Here is a 19,556-nt window from a genome sequence, read left to right as displayed (position 1 = left end):
CGGCCGTCAGCCGAGCCGGTAGGCGCGGATCACGGTCTGCCGCAGCTCGCCGCCCCGGTCGTCGGCGGCGTGCACGCGCAGCGAGGCGAACGCCCCCGGCGCGGCCCGGTTGCCCACCAGCGCCGCCCGGCCCAGCACCGGGACCGGCCCCCAGCTCGCCCCGTCGTCGTAGGACACCTCCACGTGCAGGCGGCGCAGCGGCGGGTTGTCCACGCCCCGCTGCTGGTCCACCACCAGGGGCAGCAGCAGCGGCCGGTGCGCGGGCGCGCCGCCCGTGCCGTCCAGCTCCGGGGTGAACCGCACCACCGACATCGGCAGCCGCCGCTCACGGGTGGTCGTGCCCGCGCGGAACGTCCAGTCCACCGAGATGCGCGTGCTGAACTCCGAGACCTCCCGCGCGCGCGTCACCTCGGTCACCGCCCGGAACACGGCGGGACCCGGCGGGACCGCGAACGCGCCGTGCCCGCTGCTGTCGTTCTCGCCCACCAGCTCCCCGTCGCGGTACAGCGCGGTCCGCGCGGACGTGGTCCTGGAGTAGCCCTCGTTGCCCTCCCGGTCGCCGAACAGCGACAGCGACACCGCCACCTCGTTCCCGCTGCGCGTCAGGTTCGGGTAGGCGCCCGGGTACATCACCGGGCCGATCACGGGCGCGCCGAACGACCGGTCGTAGGTCCGGCCCGCGCCGTACCGCTCCTCGTCGGCGCTCATCAGGCCCCCGTCGTCGAAGTACACCGCCCGCCAGGCGGTGTCCGGTGTCGTGTACCTCGTGAACGCGGACGTGGAGGTCACGTCCGCGAAGAAGCTCGGGCCCGCCGTCCCGGACGGCGAGACCACGTGACCGAGCAGACCCCGCTGCCCGCCCGCGGGCCGCGCGGCGATCGTCGTGCGCACCCTCGCCAGGTCCGACGCGCGCGGTGCGCGCGCGAACCCGTCCGGCACCCGGCCCCGCTCGGCCCACCCCAGCCAGTAGGAGCCGGACGGGCCCTCGGAGCGCGCGGACACGAACACGTCCAGCTCGCCGGCGGGCAGCGGCGGTCCCGCGTGGCCGATCCGCGTCCCGGCCGGGAAACCGCCGGGGTGGTGCACGCCCGCGCTCGCGGTGGCCGTGCCGAGCCTGCGCTCGACGACCACGCTGTGCTCGCCGGGCACCGCCGCCGGGTCGGGCGCGACGACCTCCAGCGGCCCCGCCGGACGCGCGTCGAGGACCACGTGCGCCGGCCCCTCCACCCGCAGGTCGGGGCGGGTCACGATGGTGTGCGGGCCCTCCTCCGGACCGAGCAGCGACTGCACCAGGTAGTCGCCCCCGGGCAGCCGCGCGGTGCCGTCCCGCACGTAGGTGTGCGCGCCGGTGACCACGTTCACCAGGGTCGTGGGCCGCCGGTCGCCGGGCGCGCCGGGGTGCTCGAAGGTGACCGGGTGGCTCTCCGCCTCCCGGACCAGCCCGACCGGCGTCCGCAGCACCTCCGCGCCGCCCGCGGTCGCCACCACCGAGCCCGAGTACGCGCCGTCCGCGGCCTCCCGGCGCGCGTCGCCCGTCACCACGACCTCGGCGGTGCCGACCGCCGGCACTGTGACGCGCGCCGGGGACACCGAGAGCACCGGGCGCTCCGCGCCGTCCGGGCCGTGCGCCCGCACCGCCAGGTCCAGCGTGGTCGGCTGCGCGCCGTCGTTGCGGTAGACCAGGGGTTTCGCGAGGGGCACGTCGTCGTCGTGCGGCCACTCCTGCCGGCCGAGGACGACCGACGTCGGCTCGCTGGTGACCGTCGCGGTCAGCGCCGCCGCGATGTCCAACCGGCCCGAGCCCTGCACGTGCACGCCCAGCGCCGGGTTCGGCCGCGCCGAGGCGGTCAGCGCCGCCTTGAGCCGCGCGCCGCTCCACCCGGGGTGCCGCTGCGCCAGCAGCGCGGCGGCGCCGGCCACGTGCGGCGAGGCCATCGACGTGCCGGACAGGGCCGCGTGCCGCTCACCGACCGGTGTGCCGAGCGGTTCGCCGGTGCCCGCCCTGGCCGCGACGACGTCCACGCCCGGCGCGGTGATGTCGGGCTTGACCGCGCCGTCGGCCGGCCTCGGCCCCCGGCTGGAGAACTCCGCCGCCGAGTCGTCGCGCCCCACCGCGCCCACGGTCAGCGCGGCGTCGGCGGTGCCGGGGGAGAGCACGGTGCCCGCGCCGTCCCCGGCGTTGCCCGCCGAGACGACGAACAGCGTGCCGTGGCTCGCCGACAGGGCGTCCACGGCGGCCTCCACCGGGTCGACGTCGTCGCTCGCGGTCAGGCCCAGGCTGATGTTCACCACGGCCGCGCCCCGCTCCGCGGCCCAGCGCATCCCCTCGATGATCGCCGACTCCGGGCAGGCCCCCCGGCGGTCGCACACCTTGGCGTCGAGCAGCCGCGCGTCCGGCGCGACACCCCGGTAGGGGGCGCGGTGCCCCGCGATCGTGGCCGCGACGTGCGTGCCGTGGCCGAAGTGGTCGACGCCGTCCTGCTCGTGGGTGAAGTCCCGCGCGGCGACCTCCCGCCCGACCAGGTCGGGGTGGTCGCCCTCCACCCCCGTGTCGACCACCGCGACGGTCACGCCCGCGCCGGTCAGCGCCGCCGCCCACGCCACCGGTGCCCCGACCTGCGCGGTGCTGCGGTCCAGCAGCGGACGGGCCACCCCGTCCAGCCACACCCTGCCGGCGTCGTCGGGCAGCTCCGGCCACCCGGTCGACTTCGGCACCTCGGCCGCCACCGCGTCCACCGCGGGCAGCGCCCCGGCGACCCGCGCGCCCGGCGGCGGGGGACCGCCGGTGACGATCACCGGCACGGTGTCGCGCAGGCCGTCGTCGTACCCGGCCTCGACCAGCCCGGTGACGTCGAACAGCCGCTGGTCCACCCGGCCCGCGGCCAGTGGCCCGATCACGTCGGCGGGGACCACGCGCAGCCGGCCCGCGTGCCGGGTGACCTGGAACGGGACGCCCTCCCGCGCCGGGCCGGGGGTGATGGAGACGAGCCGGTCGCCGTCGAGGACGACCCGGTCGCCGGTGACGAGCGTGACGGTCTTCCGGTCGCCCGGCGACGCCTCGCGGCCCGCCGTGCCCGCCGCCGCCGTGCCCGCCGCCGCCGTGCCCGCCGCCGCCGTGCCCGCCGCCGCCGTGCCCGCCGCCGCCGTGCCCGCCGCCGCCGTGCCCGCCGCCGCCCACTCCGCTGTCGTGCCCACTGCCGCCATACCCACTGCCGCCATACCCGCTGCCGCCGTGCCCGGCGCCGCCGCACCCGCCAGCACCGCGGTCAGCACCAGCACCACCGATCTTCGTGCCACGGGACCTCCCTGTCCGCTGTCCGGTCCCCAGCCAAGCGGTGCGGCGCGTGTTCAGGTTCGGTCTCCGTGAACTGAACACCGGTTTGTGAACACGACCGCACGAAAATTTCTCGCTCCGCAGAGAACGTTGACCAGAACGCTCCCGGTAGGCCACCATGCAAAGCCGAAGGCGCTCCTCTGGGAGCGCTCCCGGTCCGCAACACTGTCGTTCTGGATCGAGAACATTTCGGCCAGGGTGGCGGCGTGGTCCAAGGAGGATCAGCCCGTGCGCACTCATCACCAGCTCCGCCGGGGGGTGGCGGTCGCGGCGGCCCTGGCGCTGACCGCCGCCGCCCTGGCCCCGCCCACCGCCCTGGCGGCCCCCGACGCCGGCCCCGCGGTCAAGGTCAACCAGGTGGCCTACGTGCCCGGCCTGCCGAAGCAGGCCACGGTGGTCACCAGCTCGGGCTCGCCCGCGTCCTGGGCGCTGCGCAACGCCTCCGGGGCGACCGTGGCCTCGGGGCGGACCGTCGTGCGCGGCGCGGACCAGTTGTCGGGCGACACCGTGCACGTCGTCGACTTCTCGTCGTTCGACGTGCCCGGCGCCGGCTACGTGCTGTCGGTGGCGGGCGCGGACAGCGCCCCGTTCGACATCTCGGCCGACCCGCTCAAGCGCCTGCGCTACGACGCCCTGGCGTTCTTCTACCACCAGCGCAGCGGCACGCCGATCCAGGCGCAGTACGTCGGCGCGCGGTACGCGCGGCCCGCCGGGCACCTCAACGTCGCCCCGAACAGGGGCGACGACGGGGTGCCGTGCCGGGTGTCGTGCGGCTACACCTCCGACGTGCGGGGCGGCTGGTACGACGCGGGCGACCACGGCAAGTACGGCGTGGACACCGGCATCGCCGCCTGGCAGCTGATCAACGAGTACGAGCGCACCCTGCACGTGACCGGCGCGGACCGGGCGGCCCTCGGCGACGGCAGGCTCGCGATCCCCGAACGCGGCAACGGCGTGCCCGACATCCTCGACGAGGCACGGTGGGGCGTCGAGTTCCTGATGCGGATGCAGGTGCCGCAGGGGCGCGCGGACGCGGGCATGGTGCGGCACAAGGTCAGCGACGAGAACTGGACCGCCCTGCCGATGCGCCCCGACCAGGACCCGCAGCCCCGGCTGCTGTCGGCCGTCACCACCGCCTCGACGCTGAACCTGGCCGCCGTGGCCGCGCAGGCCGCGCGGGTGTGGCGCGACGTCGACGCCGACTTCGCCTCCCGCGCCCTGACCGCCGCGCAGCGCGCCTACGCGGCGGCCAAGGCCGACCCCGCGCGCTACGCCGACCCGAACGACGGCAACGGCGGCGGCACGTACGTCGACAACAACGTGACCGACGAGTTCTACTGGGCCGCGGCCGAGCTGTTCACCACCACCGGTGCCGGTGGCTACCGCGGTGACGTGACCGGGTCGCCGCTGTTCCGCGGCCGGGGCTTCGAGCAGGGCGGGTTCGACTGGTGGTGGACCGCCGGGCTGGGGGACACGACGTTGGCCCTGGTGCCCAACGGCCTGCCCGCCCAGGACGTGGCGGCCACCCGCGCGGCGTTCGCCTCCTACGGCGACCGGCTGCTGGGCCAGGCGGCGACCCAGGGCTACCCGGCGCCGGCGAGCGGCTACTACTGGGGGTCCAACGGCGTGGTCGCCAACGCGGCGAACGTGCTGGCGCTGGCGCACGACTTCACCGGCCGGGCCGAGTACCGGGCGGGCGTGTACCAGGCGCTGGACTACCTGTTCGGGCGCAACCCGTTCAACCACTCCTACGTGACCGGCTACGGCGAGCGCGCCACCCGCAACTCGCACCACCGGTTCTGGGCCAACCAGCTGGACGCGTCGCTGCCGACCCCGCCGCCGGGGCTGCTGGCGGGCGGCCCCAACACCGACCTGCAGGACCCGGTCGCGCAGCAGCAGCTGGCGGGCTGCAAGCCCCAGAAGTGCTACCTGGACGACATCAACGCCTGGTCGGTCAACGAGGTGGCGCTGAACTGGAACGCCGCGCTGGCCTGGCTGTCGGCGTGGGCGGCGGAGAAGGCCGGGGCAGGCTCGCCCGCGGACACCACCCCGCCCGGCGCGCCGGCGGGCCTGACCGCGTCGGTCTCGGGCGGCTCGGTGTCCCTGGCGTGGGGCGCCTCGACCGACGACGTCGGCGTGACCGGCTACGACGTCCTGCGCGCCACCGGCACGTCCGGCGCGTTCACCCAGGTCGCCGCGGTGCCGGGTACCTCCTACACCGACAGCGGCCCGGGCGCGGGCACCCACCGGTACCGGGTGCGGGCGCGGGACGCGGCGGGCAACACGTCCCCCTCGTCGGCCGAGGTCTCGGTCACCGTGCAGGGCGGGGCCGGGTGCTCGGTGACCGCCACGACCCAGAGCCAGTGGGGCACCGGCTACGTCGTGCAACCGGTGCGGGTCACCAACACCGGGGCGTCGGCGATCACGTGGTCGGTGGCGTTCACCCTGCCGTCCGGGCACTCGGTCACTGGGTCGTGGAACGCGGCGGTGACCACGAGCGGCCAGGCCGTGACCGCGCGGGCCACCCGGTCGCTGGCACCGGGGGCGACGGCCGAGTTCGGGTTCCAGGCGTCGCGCCCCGACGGGAGCACCGCGCTGCCCTCGGGCTACACCTGCGCGGGCTGAGCGCCCGTCACGGCGGCGGCGCGGTGCTGCCCCGGACGACGAGCTTCGTCGGCAGTTCGACGCGGTCGTTGTCCGGCTCACCGCCCGCCGCCAGGGTCAGCAGCATCCCGGCGGCCTCCGCGCCCATCCGCCGCAGCGGCTGCCGCACGGTGGTCAACGGTGGATCGGACCACTGGGTGAACGCCAGGTCGTCGAAGCCGACCACGCTCAGGTCGTGCGGGACGCGCAACCCCGCCTCGCGCGCGGCGTCGTAGACGCCCAGGGCCTGCAGGTCGTTGGCGGCGAACACGGCGGTGGGCCGGTCGGGCAGGCGCAGCAGCTCGCGCGCCGCGTCGCGCCCGCCGTCGTGGTAGAGGGGCGCGGTCCGCACGAGCTTGCGGTCCTGCGGCACGCCGGCCGCGTCGAGGGCGGCGCGGTGGCCGTCCAGGCGGGCCCGGCAGCACAGGAACTCCGACGGGCCGTTGACCATGGCGATGCGGCGGTGGCCCAGCCCGATCAGGTGACGGGTGGCGACCAGGCCGCCGTTCCAGTTCGTCGCGCCCACCGACGGGATGGAGTGGGTCGGCTCCCCGGTGGGGTCGAGCGCGACCAGCGGGATGGCGCGGCTGCCGAGCTGCGCCAACTGGGCCTCGCTGAACTCGGCGGAGACCGCGATGACGCCGACCGGCCGGCGGGCCAGCATCTGCCGCGCCCACGCGCTCTCCGGCGTGTGACCGCCCTGCATCTCGGTCAGCGTCACCGCCAGCCCGTCCGGGCGGACCGCCTCCTCGACGCCGCGGATGATCTCCAACGCCCACAGGCTGTCCAGGGACTGGAAGACCACCTCGACGATCGGGACCGACTCGACCTTCTCGTTCTTCTGGAAGCCGTGCTCGCGGATCAGCTCCTCGATGCGCCGGCGCGTCCCGTCCGACACGCCCGGTCGCCCGTGGATCACCTTCGACACGGTCGAGGCGGACACCCCGGCCAGGTCCGCGATCCAGGAGACCCGCACCTCACCGCCCGCGCGCCCGTCCACCGCCACGGACGGCAGCCTACGCGAAACGACCCGGTCAACGGATCATGGCCCGGCGGCCCGTCCACCGGCGGGTCCGGGGCGCAGCGGTCGGCCGAGGGGACCGGGCGAGCCGGACCACGTCCGGGCCGGGTGGTGAGTCCACACCGGACGGAAAGGGGCCGTCCGCCGCGGTCAGTCCCGGGGAGGCTGGAGGGCGTCGCCCAGGGCCTGCGCGAGCCACCCGAGGTCGTGGGCACGGCGGACATCGGCCTCGGTCATCCGGTGCCGCGCCCGGTGGTCGTTGAGCGACCAGCTCGCCCGCCTGGACTCGGTGCCCCAGGCGCGGACGTGCAGGCCGAGCGGGCTCTCCGGCGAGACCTCGACGCGCTCGCCGCGCGAGGCCGCCGCGAGCGCGTCGGCGAGGCCCGGCGTGCCGGTCAGGTCGTGCAGGGTCGTGAGCCGCCGCACCTCGGCGACGGCGTCGACGGGGCCGTCGTGACCGGGGCGGCCCGCCGGGGGCCTGCGCGCGTCGCCGAACCACGGCTCGACGTGCGCGCTGAGCAGCGGGCCGGTGAGCGCCTCGAACGAGGGCAGGACGCCGGTGATGAGCTCGGCGATCCGCGGGCAGCGGGCGATGGGGTCGTCGACGTCGTCCTCGTGCGCCGCGCCGAACCCGGCGTCGAGCAGGTGGGGGAGCAGGAGGTCGGGGTCGCTGCCGTGGCGGTACGCGGGGACGACCGGGTCGAACCCGCTGACCAGCTCCCCGTCCACGGCGTACCCGAACGAGTCGGAGGCGTAGTCGTGGCGCAGCACGGACACCGCCTCGGTCCCGTGCGACAGCCCGTCGAGCCGGTGCGAGCCCTCGAAGCCGTTCGGCTCGACCACGACGGTCCACGTGCCCAGCGGCAGCGCCGAGGCCGCGGTGGGGTAGCCCGTGTCGAAGTCGTGCAGCTCGTGGAGGTCGGACAGCGTGCGGACCGCCGCGGTGTCGGGCAGACCGCCCATCCGCCGCAGCGCCTCGGGGCCGTCGACGCCCCGGATGAAGGTCAGGCAGAAGATGTCACCGAGCCCCGGCTCCTGGCCGAGGTGCGCGTCCGCCCAGGAGAGGTCGTCGACACCGGTCACGCGGAACACCCCTCGGGTCGCGGACGGGAGGCGTGCGAGCCCACGCGGGTCGCGCGGCGGGCGGTGGTGCCGGGTCGAGCAGCGACGGTGGAGGTGCCCGACCCGGCCCGGTCAGAAGTCGAAGACCTGGAGCTCGTTGATCCGGACGAAGCCGGGCTGGTGGATCGGGCCGGTCTTGCCGAGGATGCGGATGACGCGCGCGCTGCGCGGCGGGAAGGTGACGGTGACGACCGTGTCGGTGTTGTAGTTGATCGTCGCCAACGTGTCGAACACGTGCTCGTTCTGGACCTGGACGTCGAAGTCGCGCAGCGGGTAGCCGGCCGTCGTGTGGACCACGACCCGGCTGATCGTCTGCGCGGTGGGCAGGGCCACGAACACCCACTGGGCGTAGTTCGGCGGGTAGTAGGCGGCACCGTTGGCGTTCGCCCAGCTGTGCGCGCCGCCGAGGGCGGTGCTGGTGTCGCAGTCGTTGACCCGGGCGGTGGAGTAGCCGGAGAACGTGGACGACGCGGCGGTCGTGCCGGCGCAGGCGTAGTTGGTGCCCTCCGGGGCGGCGGTGGCCGTCGCGGCGGGGACGAGGCAGAGCGCGAGCACCGCGCTCAGGGCGGTCGCGGCCGATCGGGCGACTCTTCGGGTGAACAGACCGGATTTCGCGTTCACGAGGTTCCTCTCGTGGTCGTGCCGGCACCGGTGGGTGCCGGGTCCGGCAAACGCTTCTCCGTCGATCACCCGGTGCCAACCGCTGTTTCGGTGCCCGCCGGATCGACCACCCGCTCAGCCCGTTGCCCGTCGCGGAACCGTATTCCGGCGGTGTCCGGAGTGGACGGGTGAACGCGCCCCGTCGAACGGCGCCCGCCGGCCCGGTTCCCCACCGCGCGGGTGGGGACGCCGTTCGTCACCTCGGCGGTACCGCCAGGGACGCCCACACCACCTTGCCGCCGTCGAGGGTGTGGTTGCTGCCCCACGCGGTGCTCAGCGCCTCGACCACCGCCAGGCCGCGTGCGCCCGCGCCCGGCCCGGGTGCGGGCGGCAGGACCGGGCTGGTGTCGTGCACGGCCACGGTGAGCCGGCGGGGGAACAGGTCGATCCGCAGCACCGGGGCGCTGTCGGTGTGGAGCAGCGCGTTGGCCACGAGTTCGTCGGCCAGCGCGACGGCGGACGTGGTGAGGCGCGGCAGGTGCCACGCGCCGCACCGCTCGCGGACGAACGACCGCGCCAGCACTCGCGCCAGCGGCGCGGCGGGGAGCTGGATCTCGTCGCGGTGCCGCAGCGGCAGTTGCCTGACGGCGGCCAGCGCCCGGTCGAGCCCCTCGTGGTACGGCACGAAGCGGGCGACGCCGGTGCGGGTCAGCACCTCGCGGTGGACCCGTTCCCGGGCCACGAGCACGAACGGCACGGCGGGCCACCGGGCGACCCGCATCCACGTGGTGGCGAACACGGTGGCGAGGGGGTCGCTGCCGATCTCGAAGTCCTCGTCCAGCACCACGAGGAGGGCCGCCGGCTGGTCCGCCGCGTGCTTGAGCAGCCCGTCGCGCAGGTGCGCGTAGGTGGACAGGTCGAGCCTGCCGACGGGGCGCACCAGCACGGCGTCGCCGATCCGGGCCGACTTCAGGCGCAGGAGCGACGCGCGGCGGCCGATCACGCGGCACCCGACGACGGCGCACCCACCGCCGCCGCGCCCGTCGTCGGGTGCGGCGGGGTGACGGGGGCGGGACTGGCGGGTGCGGCGGTGAGCGTCATGATCGACCGTTCGTAGGCTGTGTCGGGTCCCATGCTTCCGCCGCGGCGGAGGCGTGGTGGAGGGCCAAAGGTCCCTATCTGTCGCCCGAACAGGTGAACCGCTGCGGCTGCTCGGCCGCATTTTTCGTGCTGGACGGTCAGTTCGCCCTGTCCGGTTCCAGCGGGTGCGGGGCGCCGTGCCGGTGGCGGTCCACGTGGGCCACGACGGCGGGGGCGATGGCGGCCAGCGGGAGCACCGCGTGGACGAGCCCGGTCGCGGTGGCGGCGGAGGGCATGCCGAAGTGCGCGGAGGTCGCCTCGTCCTGCGCGTACACGGTGCCCCCGCGGTGGGCGACGGCGCGGATGCCGGCCTGGGCGTCGGTGCCCGTGCCGGTGAGGACGACCGCGAGCACGCGCGGTCCGCAGGTCACCGCGAGGGTGGCCAGGAACAGGTCGGCGGAGGGGCGGGCGGGCGGCAGCGCGCCGGAGTCGATGAGGCCGACCCTGGTGGGGGAGGTGACCAGCAGGTGCCGGCCCGCCGGCGCCACCAGCACCCGACCGGGGACGAGGAGGTCGCCGTCGCGGGCCGCGGCGACGGTGAGGGCGGTGCGCCGGTCGAGCAGCTGGGAGAGCAGGCTGGTGCGCTCGGGGTGCAGGTGCTGCACGACGAGCACCGCGGCGGGCAGGTCGGCCGGCAGGGGCGCCACCACCCGCGTCAGGGCGTCCAGGCCGCCCGACGAGGCGACCAGGGCGACCACCGGGAACCACGCCGGGGGTCCGGTGTCGTCGAAGGTCATCCGGGGCACCGCCGCGGGTCGGGCGCGGGTTTTCCGCGATCCGCCCACCCTACCGGTGTCCGGATCGCCCGCACGGGTGACGTGGAGCGGGTGCCGGTGTTCGCGGGCGGCGGGCCGGCCGCTCCCGCGGTGGTCGGGCCAGGGGACGGGCGGTTCAGGGCGCGGCCACGCCCTCGACGATCGACAGCCTGGTGTCGGTCGGCAGCACGCGGGTCAGGCGGAGGCCCGCGCGGGCGAACAGGGCGTCGAAGTCGGCCCGGGTGCGTTCGCGCCCGGTGAGCGCGCTCATCATGAGCAGGTCGATGACCTTGCCCGGGTCGGGGTCGTTGCCGGGCGGGACCACCGCGTCGACCACCAGGACGCGGCCGTCGTCGGACATCGCCCGCCGGCACTGCCGGAGGATGCGGACGCACTGCTCGTCGTCCCAGTCGTGCAGGACCCGCTTGAGCAGGTAGGCGTCGCCGGGCGGGGCCCCGGTGAAGAAGTCGCCCGCGGCCAGGTCCCAGCGGTGGTCCGCGCCGAGGGCGGTCAGCCGGTGGCCCGCCAGCACGTGCGGCTGGTCGAACAGCACGCCGCGCACGGTGGGGTGCTCGTGCAGCACCGCTCGCAGCAGTCCGCCGTGGCCGCCGCCCACGTCGACCACCACCGCGCCCGGCGGGAAGTCGCAGGCCCGCGCCACCAGGGGGTTCTCCGGGTCGGACATCGAGGCCATGCCGTCGTGGAAGACGGCGGCGGTGGCGGGGTCCCGGGCGAAGTGCTCGAAGAACGGCACCCCGAACAGCCGGTCGAACGCCGACGTGCCGGTGCGCACGGCCTCCTCCAGCTCGCCCGCGGGCCGCCAGAACGTCGTGTCGGTGATCATCAGGACGGCCGGGGCGAACGAGTCCGGCACGTCGGTGCGCAGCAGCTCCGCCGCCGGGGTGAGCGCGAACCGGCCTGCGTCGTCCTCGGTGAAGATCCCGTGCGCGGCCAGCAGCCGCAACGCCCGGTGCAGGTTGAGCGGGTGGGTGCCGGCCGCGCGGGCCAGGTCGGCGACGGGCAGCGGGCCCGCGGCCAGGTGGTCGGCCACGCCCAGCGCCGTGACGGCGCGCAGCGCGGCGGGGACCAGGTAGCTCAGCGCGAGGTCCATCAGGGCGAAGCGGGGGTCGCTCTCCGCGGGGCGTGCGGCGGGGTCGGGGGAGTGCTCGGTGGTCGCCACCCGGAGTACCGTATTGATCACGCGCCGTGATGGCGAGGGGTGTGCCCCAGGTTCACCCTCATGTACGGACGCGGTGCCGCGGCGGCCCGTCACAAGCGGCCGATTGACCTCTAGCCGCGGTCACGGGTGGCCCGGCAGGCTTCGGTTACCGCAGTGTCCTGGGGGGCACTTACGTGCGTCACTCGCGTGCTTCTTGCTGCGGTGAGCCAGTTCTCCTTATGAGAGGGAAACCGTGGCCATGTCGTCCGCAACACCCCTGTTGCGCCGGGCAGCCGTCGCGCTGCTCGCCGCCGGCGCGCTGCTCGCGCCGGTCCACCCCGCCTCCGCGTCCACAGTGGACGAACCGGTCGTCGCGGCCCCGTCGCCGGACTCGCCGGTCAGCGGCCGGGCCGTGCCCGCGCTGCGCGGTGACGCCGCGCGGGCCGCGGCCGGTCCGGTGGTCAGCGAGAAGGTGCTCCAGCGCGGCGAGTCCCGGGCCCTCGTGCCGAGCGGTGGCGCCGACGCCTCGACCATCACGCCGTGGAGCGGTTCGCTGCACGTCGTCTGGGGCGCGTTCCCGAACGTCTCGTCCGACGGGGCGCAGGCCACCCACACCGTCAACCCGGGCATCAGCATCCCGGCGGGCAACCCCGACGTGGTGTACGCCCCGACGCTGGTCCCGAGCGGGAAGTCCTGCATCGAGGTGACCACGTTCTACTGGCAGGGCGGCAACGGCGTCGGCGCGTGGGACTGGTGCGCCGCCTCGCCCGGCTTCGCCGCGGTCGCCTGGATCAACTCCGGCTTCACCAGCACGTACACCACGCCGTTCCAGGGCCTGCCCGCCTACACGGTGCTCGACGTGCAGACCAACGCGGTGACCAACTCGTGGACCGCCTACCTCTACAACTACACGACCTCGTCCTGGGACGCGCTGTTCACCAGCGCCGACACCGCCAAGCTGAGCGAGACGCACGGCGGCTGGAACATGTTCGAGGTCTACACCGAGTACAACGCCGCCACGGGGCAGGGCCACTACTGCACCGAGACCTACGGCACCCAGTACCACGCGGCCAACATGCAGATCAAGGTCGGCGGCACGTGGAGCGCGCTGACCACGAGCAACTCGTCGGTCACGCCGCCCGGCAGCGTCAACAGCACCGACTTCGGCTGCTACGGCCTGTCCTTCACGCTCCAGACGGCGAACAGCCACTGGCAGGTCACGCACTGATCGCCGGGTGCGGCGCCCGACCGCCCGGGCGCCGCACCACCCGGTCAGGCCGGGTAGGCGCGGGTCTCCCCCGGCTCGACCGCGGCCCAGAGCCGGTCACCGGGGCGCAGCCGCAGTTCGGCGACGGTCGCGGTGCTCACGTCGGCGAGCGCCGGTGGCGCGCCGTCCAGGCGGGCGCGGCTGGTGTGCGCGTGCTGCTCCACGCCCGCGACGGTGACCTGCCAGGTGTTGACGGGGTCGTGCGCCGGGCGGGCGGCGTGCAGGGTGACGGCGCCCGGGGCGAAGGTGACCAGCACCTGACCGCGCGCGGGGTGGGCGAGGGTGAGGCGCCCGCCGCCGACGAGGTCGACCGCCGTGCCGTCGGCGGTGCCCCGGTAGAGGTTGAGCCCGACCAGGTCGGCCACGTAGGGGGTCCGGGGGTGCCGGGCCACGTCGACGGGCGTGCCCCGCTGCACGACCCGGCCGTGTTCGAGGACGACCAGGCGGTCCGCCAGCACCATGGCGTCGACCGGGTCGTGGGTGACCAGGACGGTGCGGCCCGCGAACCGGTCGAGGTGGCGGCCCAGCTCGGCGCGGGTGACCAGCCGGGTGGCGGCGTCGAGGGCGGCCAGGGGCTCGTCGAGCAGGAGCACGTCGGGGTCGGTGGCCAGGGCCCGGGCGAGGGCGACGCGCTGGGCCTGGCCACCGGACAGGGCGCGGGGCCTGGCCCGGGCGAGGTCGGCGAGGCCCACGCGGTCGAGCCAGCCGAGCGCGGTGGCGCGGGCGTCGGCCTTGCGGGCGCCCCGGGCGCGGGGGCCGAAGGCGACGTTCTCCAGCGCGGTGAGGTGGTCGAACAGCAGGTAGTCCTGGAACACCACGCCGGTCGTGCGGTGCTCGGGCGGCACGAACGCGCGCGGCGGCTCGTCCCAGGCGCGCCCGTCGAGGCGCAGGTGGCCGCCGGTGAGGGGGAGCAGGCCCGCCAGGGCGCGCAGGGCGGTGGACTTGCCCGCCCCGTTGGGGCCGAGCAGGGCGACCACCTCGCCGGGCGCGACGGTGAGGTCCAGGTCGAGGTCGAACGCGCCGCGGGTGGCCCGCAGGTGGGCATCGAGGGTCACGAGGCGCCCCTGACCCAGCGGTCGCGCAGGCAGGCGAGCACCGCGACCGAGACGAGCAGCAGCACGACGCTGAGCGCGATCGCGGCGTCCGGGTCGGTCTCCAGGGCCAGGTACACGGCCAGCGGCATGGTGGTGGTCTCGCCGGGGAAGTTGCCCGCGAAGGTGATGGTCGCGCCGAACTCGCCCAGCGCCCGCGCCCAGCACAGCACCGTGCCCGCGACCAGGCCGGGCAGGATCGAGGGCAGCGTGACGCGGCGGAACGCGTGCCGGCGCGACGCGCCGAGGGTGGCGGCGGCCTCCTCGTAGCGCGGGTCGGCGGCGCGCAGCGCGCCCTCCACGGAGATGACCAGGAACGGCATGGCGACGAACGCCTCGGCCACCACCACGCCCGCGGTGGTGAAGGGCAGCGAGACGCCGAACCAGGCGTCGAGGTGCTGGCCGACCACGCCGCGCCGGCCGAGCACGAACAGCAGCGCCACGCCGCCCACCACCGGCGGCAGCACCAGGGGCACGGTCACCAGGGCGCGCAGGAACCCCCGGCCGGGCAGGTCGGCGCGGGCCAGCACCCAGGCCAGCGGCACGCCCAGCACGACGCAGACCACCGTGGCCAGCGACGCGCACAGCAGCGACAACCGCAGGGCCTCGCCGACCTCGGGGCTGAGCAGCTGGGCGGGCAGGGTGCGCCACGGCGCGCGCAGCAGCAGCCCGGCGAAGGGGACGAGCAGGAACGCCAGGCCCAGCAGGGCGGGCAGCACGAGCACCGGCGGCAGCCCGCCGCGCGCCGCCCGCGCGCGGGTGCGGGTCACGGCGCGGCGAACCCGGCCGCGGCGAGCACCGCGCGGCCCTCCGCGGACAGGACGTGGTTGACGAACGCCCGGGCGCCGGCGGCGTTGGGCGCCGTGGCGAGCGTGGCGATCGGGTACTCGTTGACCGCCTCCTCCGCCTCGGGGAACCCGATGCCCTCGACCTCGTCGCCGGCGGCCCCCACGTCGGTGGCGTAGACCAGGGCGGCGTCGACCTCGCCGAGCCGGACCTTGGTCAGCACGGCCTTGACGTCCTGCTCCAGCGTGTCGGGGCGCGGTGTGACGCCGGCGGCGTCGAACGCCTCCTTCGCCGCCGCGCCGCACGGGACCTGCTCCGCGCACAGGGCGATCGTGGCGTCGGGGTCGGCGAAGTCGGCCAGGCCGGTGACGCCGCCGGGGTTGCCCCTCGGCACGGCGATGCGGAGCGTGTTGCGCGCGAACGTGGTGGGCGTGGCGGTGACTGCGCCGGACTCGCGGACCTGCTCCATGGTGGCCGGGGACGCGGCGGCGAACACGTCGGCCGGCGCGCCCTGGTCGATCTGCTGGGCCAGCGCGGAGCTGCCCGCGAAGTTGAACACCACCTCCGCGCCCGGGTTGACGGCCTCGAAGTCCTCGCCCAGCCGCGTGAAGGTCTCGGTCAGGGACGAGGCGGCGAACACGGTGATCCGCCCGCCGGGACCGGTCGCGGCGGGTTCGCCGCCGCAGGCCGCCAGCACGGCCGCGGCCAGCGCGCACGCGGCCGGGGTGGTGAGCGCTCGGCGCACGGCGTCAGCCCTCCGGGATCTCGACGACGACGTGCGTGGACTTGATGGAGGCGACCGCGACCGTGCCGACCTCCAGGCCCAGTTCGTCGGCCGACTCGCGGCTCATCAGCGACACCACCCGGAACGGCCCCGCCTGCATCTCGACCTGCGCCATCACCCCGTCCTTGACCACGCGGGTGACGATGCCGCGCATCCGGTTGCGGGCGGACGCGGCGACCGTGGTGCCGGGTTCGGCGGCCTCGGAGATCCGCTGCGCGAACGCGGCCAGCTCGCGTCCCTCGACGCCCTTGCGGCCGTTGTCCAGCTGCACGGCGGCCAGCCGCCCCTGGTCGATCCACCGGCGCACGGTGTCGTCGCTCACGCCCAGCAGCGCGGCTGCCTCGCTGATCCGCAGGTTCGGCACGAACGGCAGTTTATCCCCGCAGGCGCCGGTCCGATGTGGCCGGGTGCCCGTGGACTCGGATCGGGCGCGCCACCGTTCCGGGTGATGGGATCAACCCGGTCCGGTGATGCTGCGCGGCCCCGCTCGCGGTTACGCTTCGCCGTTGCTGGGGACCGACCGGTGAACGGGGCGTGGCGTGGCGGAACAGGTGCCGACCGGGAAAGTGGACCGCGCTTTCGCGGTCTTCGACGTGAACGGCGGCGGGCGCCTCCGGTGGACCGACTTCGAGGCGGAGGCCGCCTGCATCGGCGAGGGGTTCGGCCGCAGCCCCGACTCGGCCGAGGTCCGCGGCCTCGTGACGGCCTACGAGCAGGTCTGGGAGTACGTCTGCGGCGCCGCGGACGTCAACCGGGACGGGGTCGTGACGAAGGACGAGTTCGAGCGGGCGCACCGGTCGCGGCGGCTGTCCGCCGAGACCGTGGCGGACCTGTGGACGGTCGTCTCCGACCGGCTGTTCGCCGTGGCCGACCGCGACGGGGACGGCCGCGTCGACCAGGGCGAACTGGTGGAGCTGTACCGGGCGGGGCGGGTCGTCGACGCGGAGCGCGCCGCCGAGGCCGCGTTCGCCGGGACGGGTGTCGACGGCGACGGCCGCGTCGACCAGACCGGGTTCACCGCGACCGCGCGCGGCCTGTTCGCCGAGGTCAGGTGACGAAGACGCAGAACGGGTGGCCGGCGGGGTCGGCGTAGACGCGGAGCGGCTCGTCCGGGTCGTCGCCGGCAGCTCGGGCACCCGCTGGAACGCCGGCTGCGTGTCGCCCGCCAGGTGCCGGAGCACGAGCCGGTCGACGTCGTCGGGCCGCCCGTCACCGGGCGGTTCGTCGCCCGGCCGGTGGGTCAGGCCCGGCAGGCGGCGGTCGCGCGCACACCTCGAAGATCACCGGCCGCCCGCCTACCGTGCACGCCATGGGCATCGACGAGAACCGCGTGACGGCGGCCGTCGTGCAGGCCGGTGCGCGCCTGTTCGACACACCCGCCACCTTGGCGAAGGCCGTGGACCTGGTGCGGGAGGCCGCCGGTCGGGGCGCGGACGTGGTCGTGCTGCCGGAGGCGTTCCTCGGCGGCTACCCCAAGGGCCTGGACTTCGGGGTGACCGTCGGCAGCCGGACGCCGGAGGGGCGCGAGCTGTTCCGCCGCTACCACGACTCCGCGATCACCGCGCCGGGACCGGAGACGCGGGCGTTGGGCGAGCTGACCCGCGACCTCGGTGTGCACGCCGTGGTCGGCGCGATCGAGCGGCACGGGTCCACGCTGTACTGCGTCGCGCTGTTCTTCGGCCCCACCGGCTACCTGGGCCTGCACCGCAAGGTCGCGCCGACCGCCGCCGAACGCCTGATCTGGGGCCAGGGCGACGGCTCGACCATGCCCGTCGTCACCGCCGGCGCGGCGCGGCTCGGTGCGGCGATCTGCTGGGAGAACTACATGCCGCTGTTCCGCGCCGCGATGTACGCCAAGGGCGTCGACCTGTGGTGCGCGCCCACGGTGGACGACCGCGACGGCTGGCAGGCCACCATGCGGCACGTCGCGCTGGAGGGGCGCTGCTTCGTGCTCGGCGCGAGCCAGTACCTGCTGCGCTCGGACCTGCCGGCCGACGTGCGCCCCGTGCAGGGCGACGACCCGGGCACGGTCCTGATCGACGGCGGCAGCGTCATCGTGTCCCCGCTCGGCGACGTCCTCGCCGGCCCGCTGCGCGGCACCGAGGGCGTGCTGACCGCGGAGCTGGACCTGCGCGACCTGGCCCGCGCCCGCTTCGACCTCGACGTCGTCGGCCACTACTCGCGGCCCGACCTGTTCACCCTGCGCGTGGACGACGCGCCCAGGCTCGACGGGCGGTGAGCCGACCTGCCCCGACGGCGCGCCCCATCTGAGACGTCGTTGTCCGCCGCCCGGGTGAATCCCCGGGCCGTCCCGTTGACTGGCGCGGTGCTCGGCTCCCACGGTTCCAGGGGCCTGGGAGCGCTCCCAGGTGGAATGGGGCGGTTCCCGCCCCGGCACGAGACCCAGGAGGCCCGATGAAGCGCCCCATCGCGATGCTCGCCGCAGGCGCGGCGGTGATCGCCTGCACCACGGCCCTGTCGCCGCCCGCGTCCGCCGCACCCGGTTGCCGCGTCGACTACGCGGTGACCAGCCAGTGGCACGGCGGGTTCCAGGGGAGCGTGAGGATCACCAACCTGGGTGACGCCGTGACCCGCTGGTCGCTCGGCTTCGACTTCCCCGACGCCGGGCAGCGGGTCGTCCAGGGCTGGAGCGCCACGTGGAGCCAGGCGGGCTCCCGCGTCACGGCCGCGAGCGCGGCCTGGAACGGCGCCCTGGCGACCGGCGCGTCCACCTCGATCGGCTTCGTCGGCTCGGCCACCGGCGCCAACCCCGTCGCGGCGGGGTTCACCCTCAACGGCGTCGCCTGCACCGGCCAACCCGGCGGCGGCACCGCCGTCCTCGACCAGGTCGCCACCCCCGGCCGGGTCCAGGACGGGGGCGACGCCGTGCGGTTCAGCTGGCCCGGCACCTACTTCGAGGGCCGGTTCCGCGGCACCGGGATCGGCGTCGTCCTCGACGACCCCGCCGCCGACTACGACGTCCAGGTCGACGGCCGCACCGCCGCCACCCTGGTGAACCCGGCCGCCGGCACGCACTGGGTCACCGGCCTGACCGACGCCGAGCACACCGTCCGCCTGGTCAAGCGCAACGAGAGCCCGTGGGCGACCAGCGCGTTCGGCGGCCTCGTCGCGGCACCCGGCGGCGCGGTCCTGGCCAAGCCCGCCGCCCGCGGCAGGCAGGTCGAGTTCATCGGTGACTCCCACACCGCCGGCTACGGCAACCTGTCCACCACCCGCGACTGCACCGGCGACCAGGTCAACCGCACCACCAACGCCGACGTGGCGTTCAGCGCGCTGACCGCCCGCCGGCTGGGCGCGGACTACCAGGTCAACGCCTTCTCCGGGCGCGGCGTGGTGCGCAACTACAACGGCGGCGAACCCGGCACCAGCTACCGCACCTACTACGACCGGGCCCTGCTCGCCGTGGACGGCGACGTGTGGCGCAAGCCCGCGACCTGGAACCCGCAGCTGGTCGTCGTCGGCCTGGGCATCAACGACTTCTCCACCGCCCTCAACCCCGGCGAGCCCTGGGCGACGCCCGAGGCGCTGGTCGCCGACTACCGGGCCGCCTACCACGGCTTCCTGGACAAGCTGCGCGCCCGCTACGGCGCCGGCACCACCATCGTGGTCATCGCCACCCAGGGCAGCACCGCCTTCGTCGACAGCGCCCGGCAGGTCGTGGCCGAGCGCAACAGCCGGGGCGACGACCGGGTCCGGTACTGGTACCAGGACAACTCCGGCCTGGACAACCTGGGCTGCCACTGGCACCCGTCCGCCCGTGACCACCAGCTCATCGCCGAGCGGCTGGGCACGTTCATCGCGGGCCTGCCGCTGGCCTGGTGACCCCGCCGAGC

Annotated in this window: 17 protein-coding genes and 1 pseudogene; 5 read left to right on the top strand and 13 right to left on the bottom strand. The window is 75.5% G+C overall.

Annotation, left to right across the window (positions count from 1 at the left end):
• Positions 1-6 precede the first annotated feature (6 nt).
• Complete coding sequence (locus ACRAKJ_RS24640; RefSeq protein ID WP_447008681.1) at positions 7-3,297, bottom strand: S8 family serine peptidase; 3,291 nt, start codon at positions 3,295-3,297, stop codon at positions 7-9.
• A 265-nt stretch (positions 3,298-3,562) separates the two neighbouring features.
• On the opposite strand from ACRAKJ_RS24640, the gene ACRAKJ_RS24635 reads away from it, so the two are divergent.
• Positions 3,563-5,959, top strand: coding sequence for a glycoside hydrolase family 9 protein (locus tag ACRAKJ_RS24635; protein ID WP_438924783.1), 2,397 nt, complete (start codon positions 3,563-3,565; stop codon positions 5,957-5,959).
• 7 nt (positions 5,960-5,966) lie between these two features.
• Here ACRAKJ_RS24635 and ACRAKJ_RS24630 read toward each other — a convergent pair whose 3' ends face one another.
• From ACRAKJ_RS24630 to ACRAKJ_RS24600, 7 genes are all read right to left on the bottom strand, one after another.
• A complete protein-coding gene (locus tag ACRAKJ_RS24630; RefSeq protein ID WP_438924782.1) occupies positions 5,967-6,983 on the bottom strand; it encodes a substrate-binding domain-containing protein in 1,017 nt (338 codons plus the stop codon).
• Between the two features lie 165 nt (positions 6,984-7,148).
• Positions 7,149-8,081, bottom strand: a complete 933-nt coding sequence (locus tag ACRAKJ_RS24625; protein WP_438924781.1) for a DUF6461 domain-containing protein — start codon at positions 8,079-8,081, stop codon at positions 7,149-7,151.
• A gap of 111 nt (positions 8,082-8,192) precedes the next feature.
• Positions 8,193-8,741, bottom strand: coding sequence for a galactose-binding domain-containing protein (locus tag ACRAKJ_RS24620; protein ID WP_438924780.1), 549 nt, complete (start codon positions 8,739-8,741; stop codon positions 8,193-8,195).
• Between the two features lie 235 nt (positions 8,742-8,976).
• Positions 8,977-9,723, bottom strand: coding sequence for a hypothetical protein (locus tag ACRAKJ_RS24615; protein ID WP_438924779.1), 747 nt, complete (start codon positions 9,721-9,723; stop codon positions 8,977-8,979).
• Positions 9,720-9,854 carry a hypothetical protein gene (locus ACRAKJ_RS24610; RefSeq protein WP_447008680.1) on the bottom strand — a complete coding sequence of 45 codons (135 nt, stop codon included), beginning with the start codon at positions 9,852-9,854 and terminating at the stop codon, positions 9,720-9,722. Before ACRAKJ_RS24610 ends, ACRAKJ_RS24615 begins: the two co-directional genes overlap by 4 nt.
• Before the next feature lie 104 nt (positions 9,855-9,958).
• Positions 9,959-10,597 carry a chemotaxis protein CheB gene (locus ACRAKJ_RS24605; RefSeq protein WP_438924778.1) on the bottom strand — a complete coding sequence of 213 codons (639 nt, stop codon included), beginning with the start codon at positions 10,595-10,597 and terminating at the stop codon, positions 9,959-9,961.
• A 154-nt stretch (positions 10,598-10,751) separates the two neighbouring features.
• A complete protein-coding gene (locus tag ACRAKJ_RS24600; RefSeq protein ID WP_438924777.1) occupies positions 10,752-11,795 on the bottom strand; it encodes a methyltransferase in 1,044 nt (347 codons plus the stop codon).
• 238 nt (positions 11,796-12,033) lie between these two features.
• Here ACRAKJ_RS24600 and ACRAKJ_RS24595 point away from each other — a divergent pair, with 238 nt between their 5' ends.
• A complete protein-coding gene (locus tag ACRAKJ_RS24595; protein WP_438924776.1) occupies positions 12,034-13,002 on the top strand; it encodes a carbohydrate-binding protein in 969 nt (322 codons plus the stop codon).
• A gap of 44 nt (positions 13,003-13,046) precedes the next feature.
• On the opposite strand, the gene ACRAKJ_RS24590 is transcribed toward ACRAKJ_RS24595, so the two are convergent.
• The 4 genes from ACRAKJ_RS24590 to ACRAKJ_RS24575 are packed head-to-tail and all read right to left on the bottom strand — an operon-like array spanning position 13,047 to position 16,066.
• Entirely contained in the window at positions 13,047-14,096 is a 1,050-nt protein-coding gene (locus ACRAKJ_RS24590) for an ATP-binding cassette domain-containing protein (RefSeq protein ID WP_438924775.1), read from the bottom strand.
• Complete coding sequence (gene modB, locus ACRAKJ_RS24585) at positions 14,093-14,902, bottom strand: molybdate ABC transporter permease subunit (RefSeq protein ID WP_438924774.1); 810 nt, start codon at positions 14,900-14,902, stop codon at positions 14,093-14,095. Before modB ends, ACRAKJ_RS24590 begins: the two co-directional genes overlap by 4 nt.
• Positions 14,899-15,663 (bottom strand): molybdate ABC transporter substrate-binding protein, encoded by a 765-nt coding sequence (gene modA, locus ACRAKJ_RS24580; RefSeq protein ID WP_438924773.1) that lies wholly within the window; start codon positions 15,661-15,663, stop codon positions 14,899-14,901. Before modA ends, modB begins: the two co-directional genes overlap by 4 nt.
• A gap of 4 nt (positions 15,664-15,667) precedes the next feature.
• Positions 15,668-16,066 (bottom strand): TOBE domain-containing protein, encoded by a 399-nt coding sequence (locus tag ACRAKJ_RS24575; RefSeq protein WP_438924772.1) that lies wholly within the window; start codon positions 16,064-16,066, stop codon positions 15,668-15,670.
• A 175-nt stretch (positions 16,067-16,241) separates the two neighbouring features.
• Between ACRAKJ_RS24575 and ACRAKJ_RS24570 the strand changes: the two genes are divergently transcribed.
• Positions 16,242-16,757, top strand: a complete 516-nt coding sequence (locus tag ACRAKJ_RS24570) for an EF-hand domain-containing protein (protein ID WP_438924771.1) — start codon at positions 16,242-16,244, stop codon at positions 16,755-16,757.
• Here the strand turns inward: ACRAKJ_RS24570 and ACRAKJ_RS24565 are convergent.
• Positions 16,750-16,812 (bottom strand): annotated as a pseudogene (locus ACRAKJ_RS24565) (VOC family protein); the annotation flags it as partial. The gene ACRAKJ_RS24570 and the pseudogene ACRAKJ_RS24565 sit on opposite strands and share 8 nt — an antisense overlap.
• Before the next feature lie 199 nt (positions 16,813-17,011).
• On the opposite strand from ACRAKJ_RS24565, the gene ACRAKJ_RS24560 reads away from it, so the two are divergent.
• Positions 17,012-17,941 (top strand): carbon-nitrogen hydrolase family protein, encoded by a 930-nt coding sequence (locus tag ACRAKJ_RS24560; RefSeq protein ID WP_438924770.1) that lies wholly within the window; start codon positions 17,012-17,014, stop codon positions 17,939-17,941.
• Between the two features lie 176 nt (positions 17,942-18,117).
• On the top strand, positions 18,118-19,545 hold the full coding sequence (locus tag ACRAKJ_RS24555; protein ID WP_438924769.1) for a cellulose binding domain-containing protein: 1,428 nt from the start codon (positions 18,118-18,120) through the stop codon (positions 19,543-19,545).
• Positions 19,546-19,556: the final 11 nt, after the last annotated feature.

Source organism: Saccharothrix sp. DSM 118769, assembly GCF_052936295.1.
The sequence above is the reverse complement of the archived record's forward strand: the minus strand, read 5'-3'. Positions and strand labels throughout refer to the sequence as shown.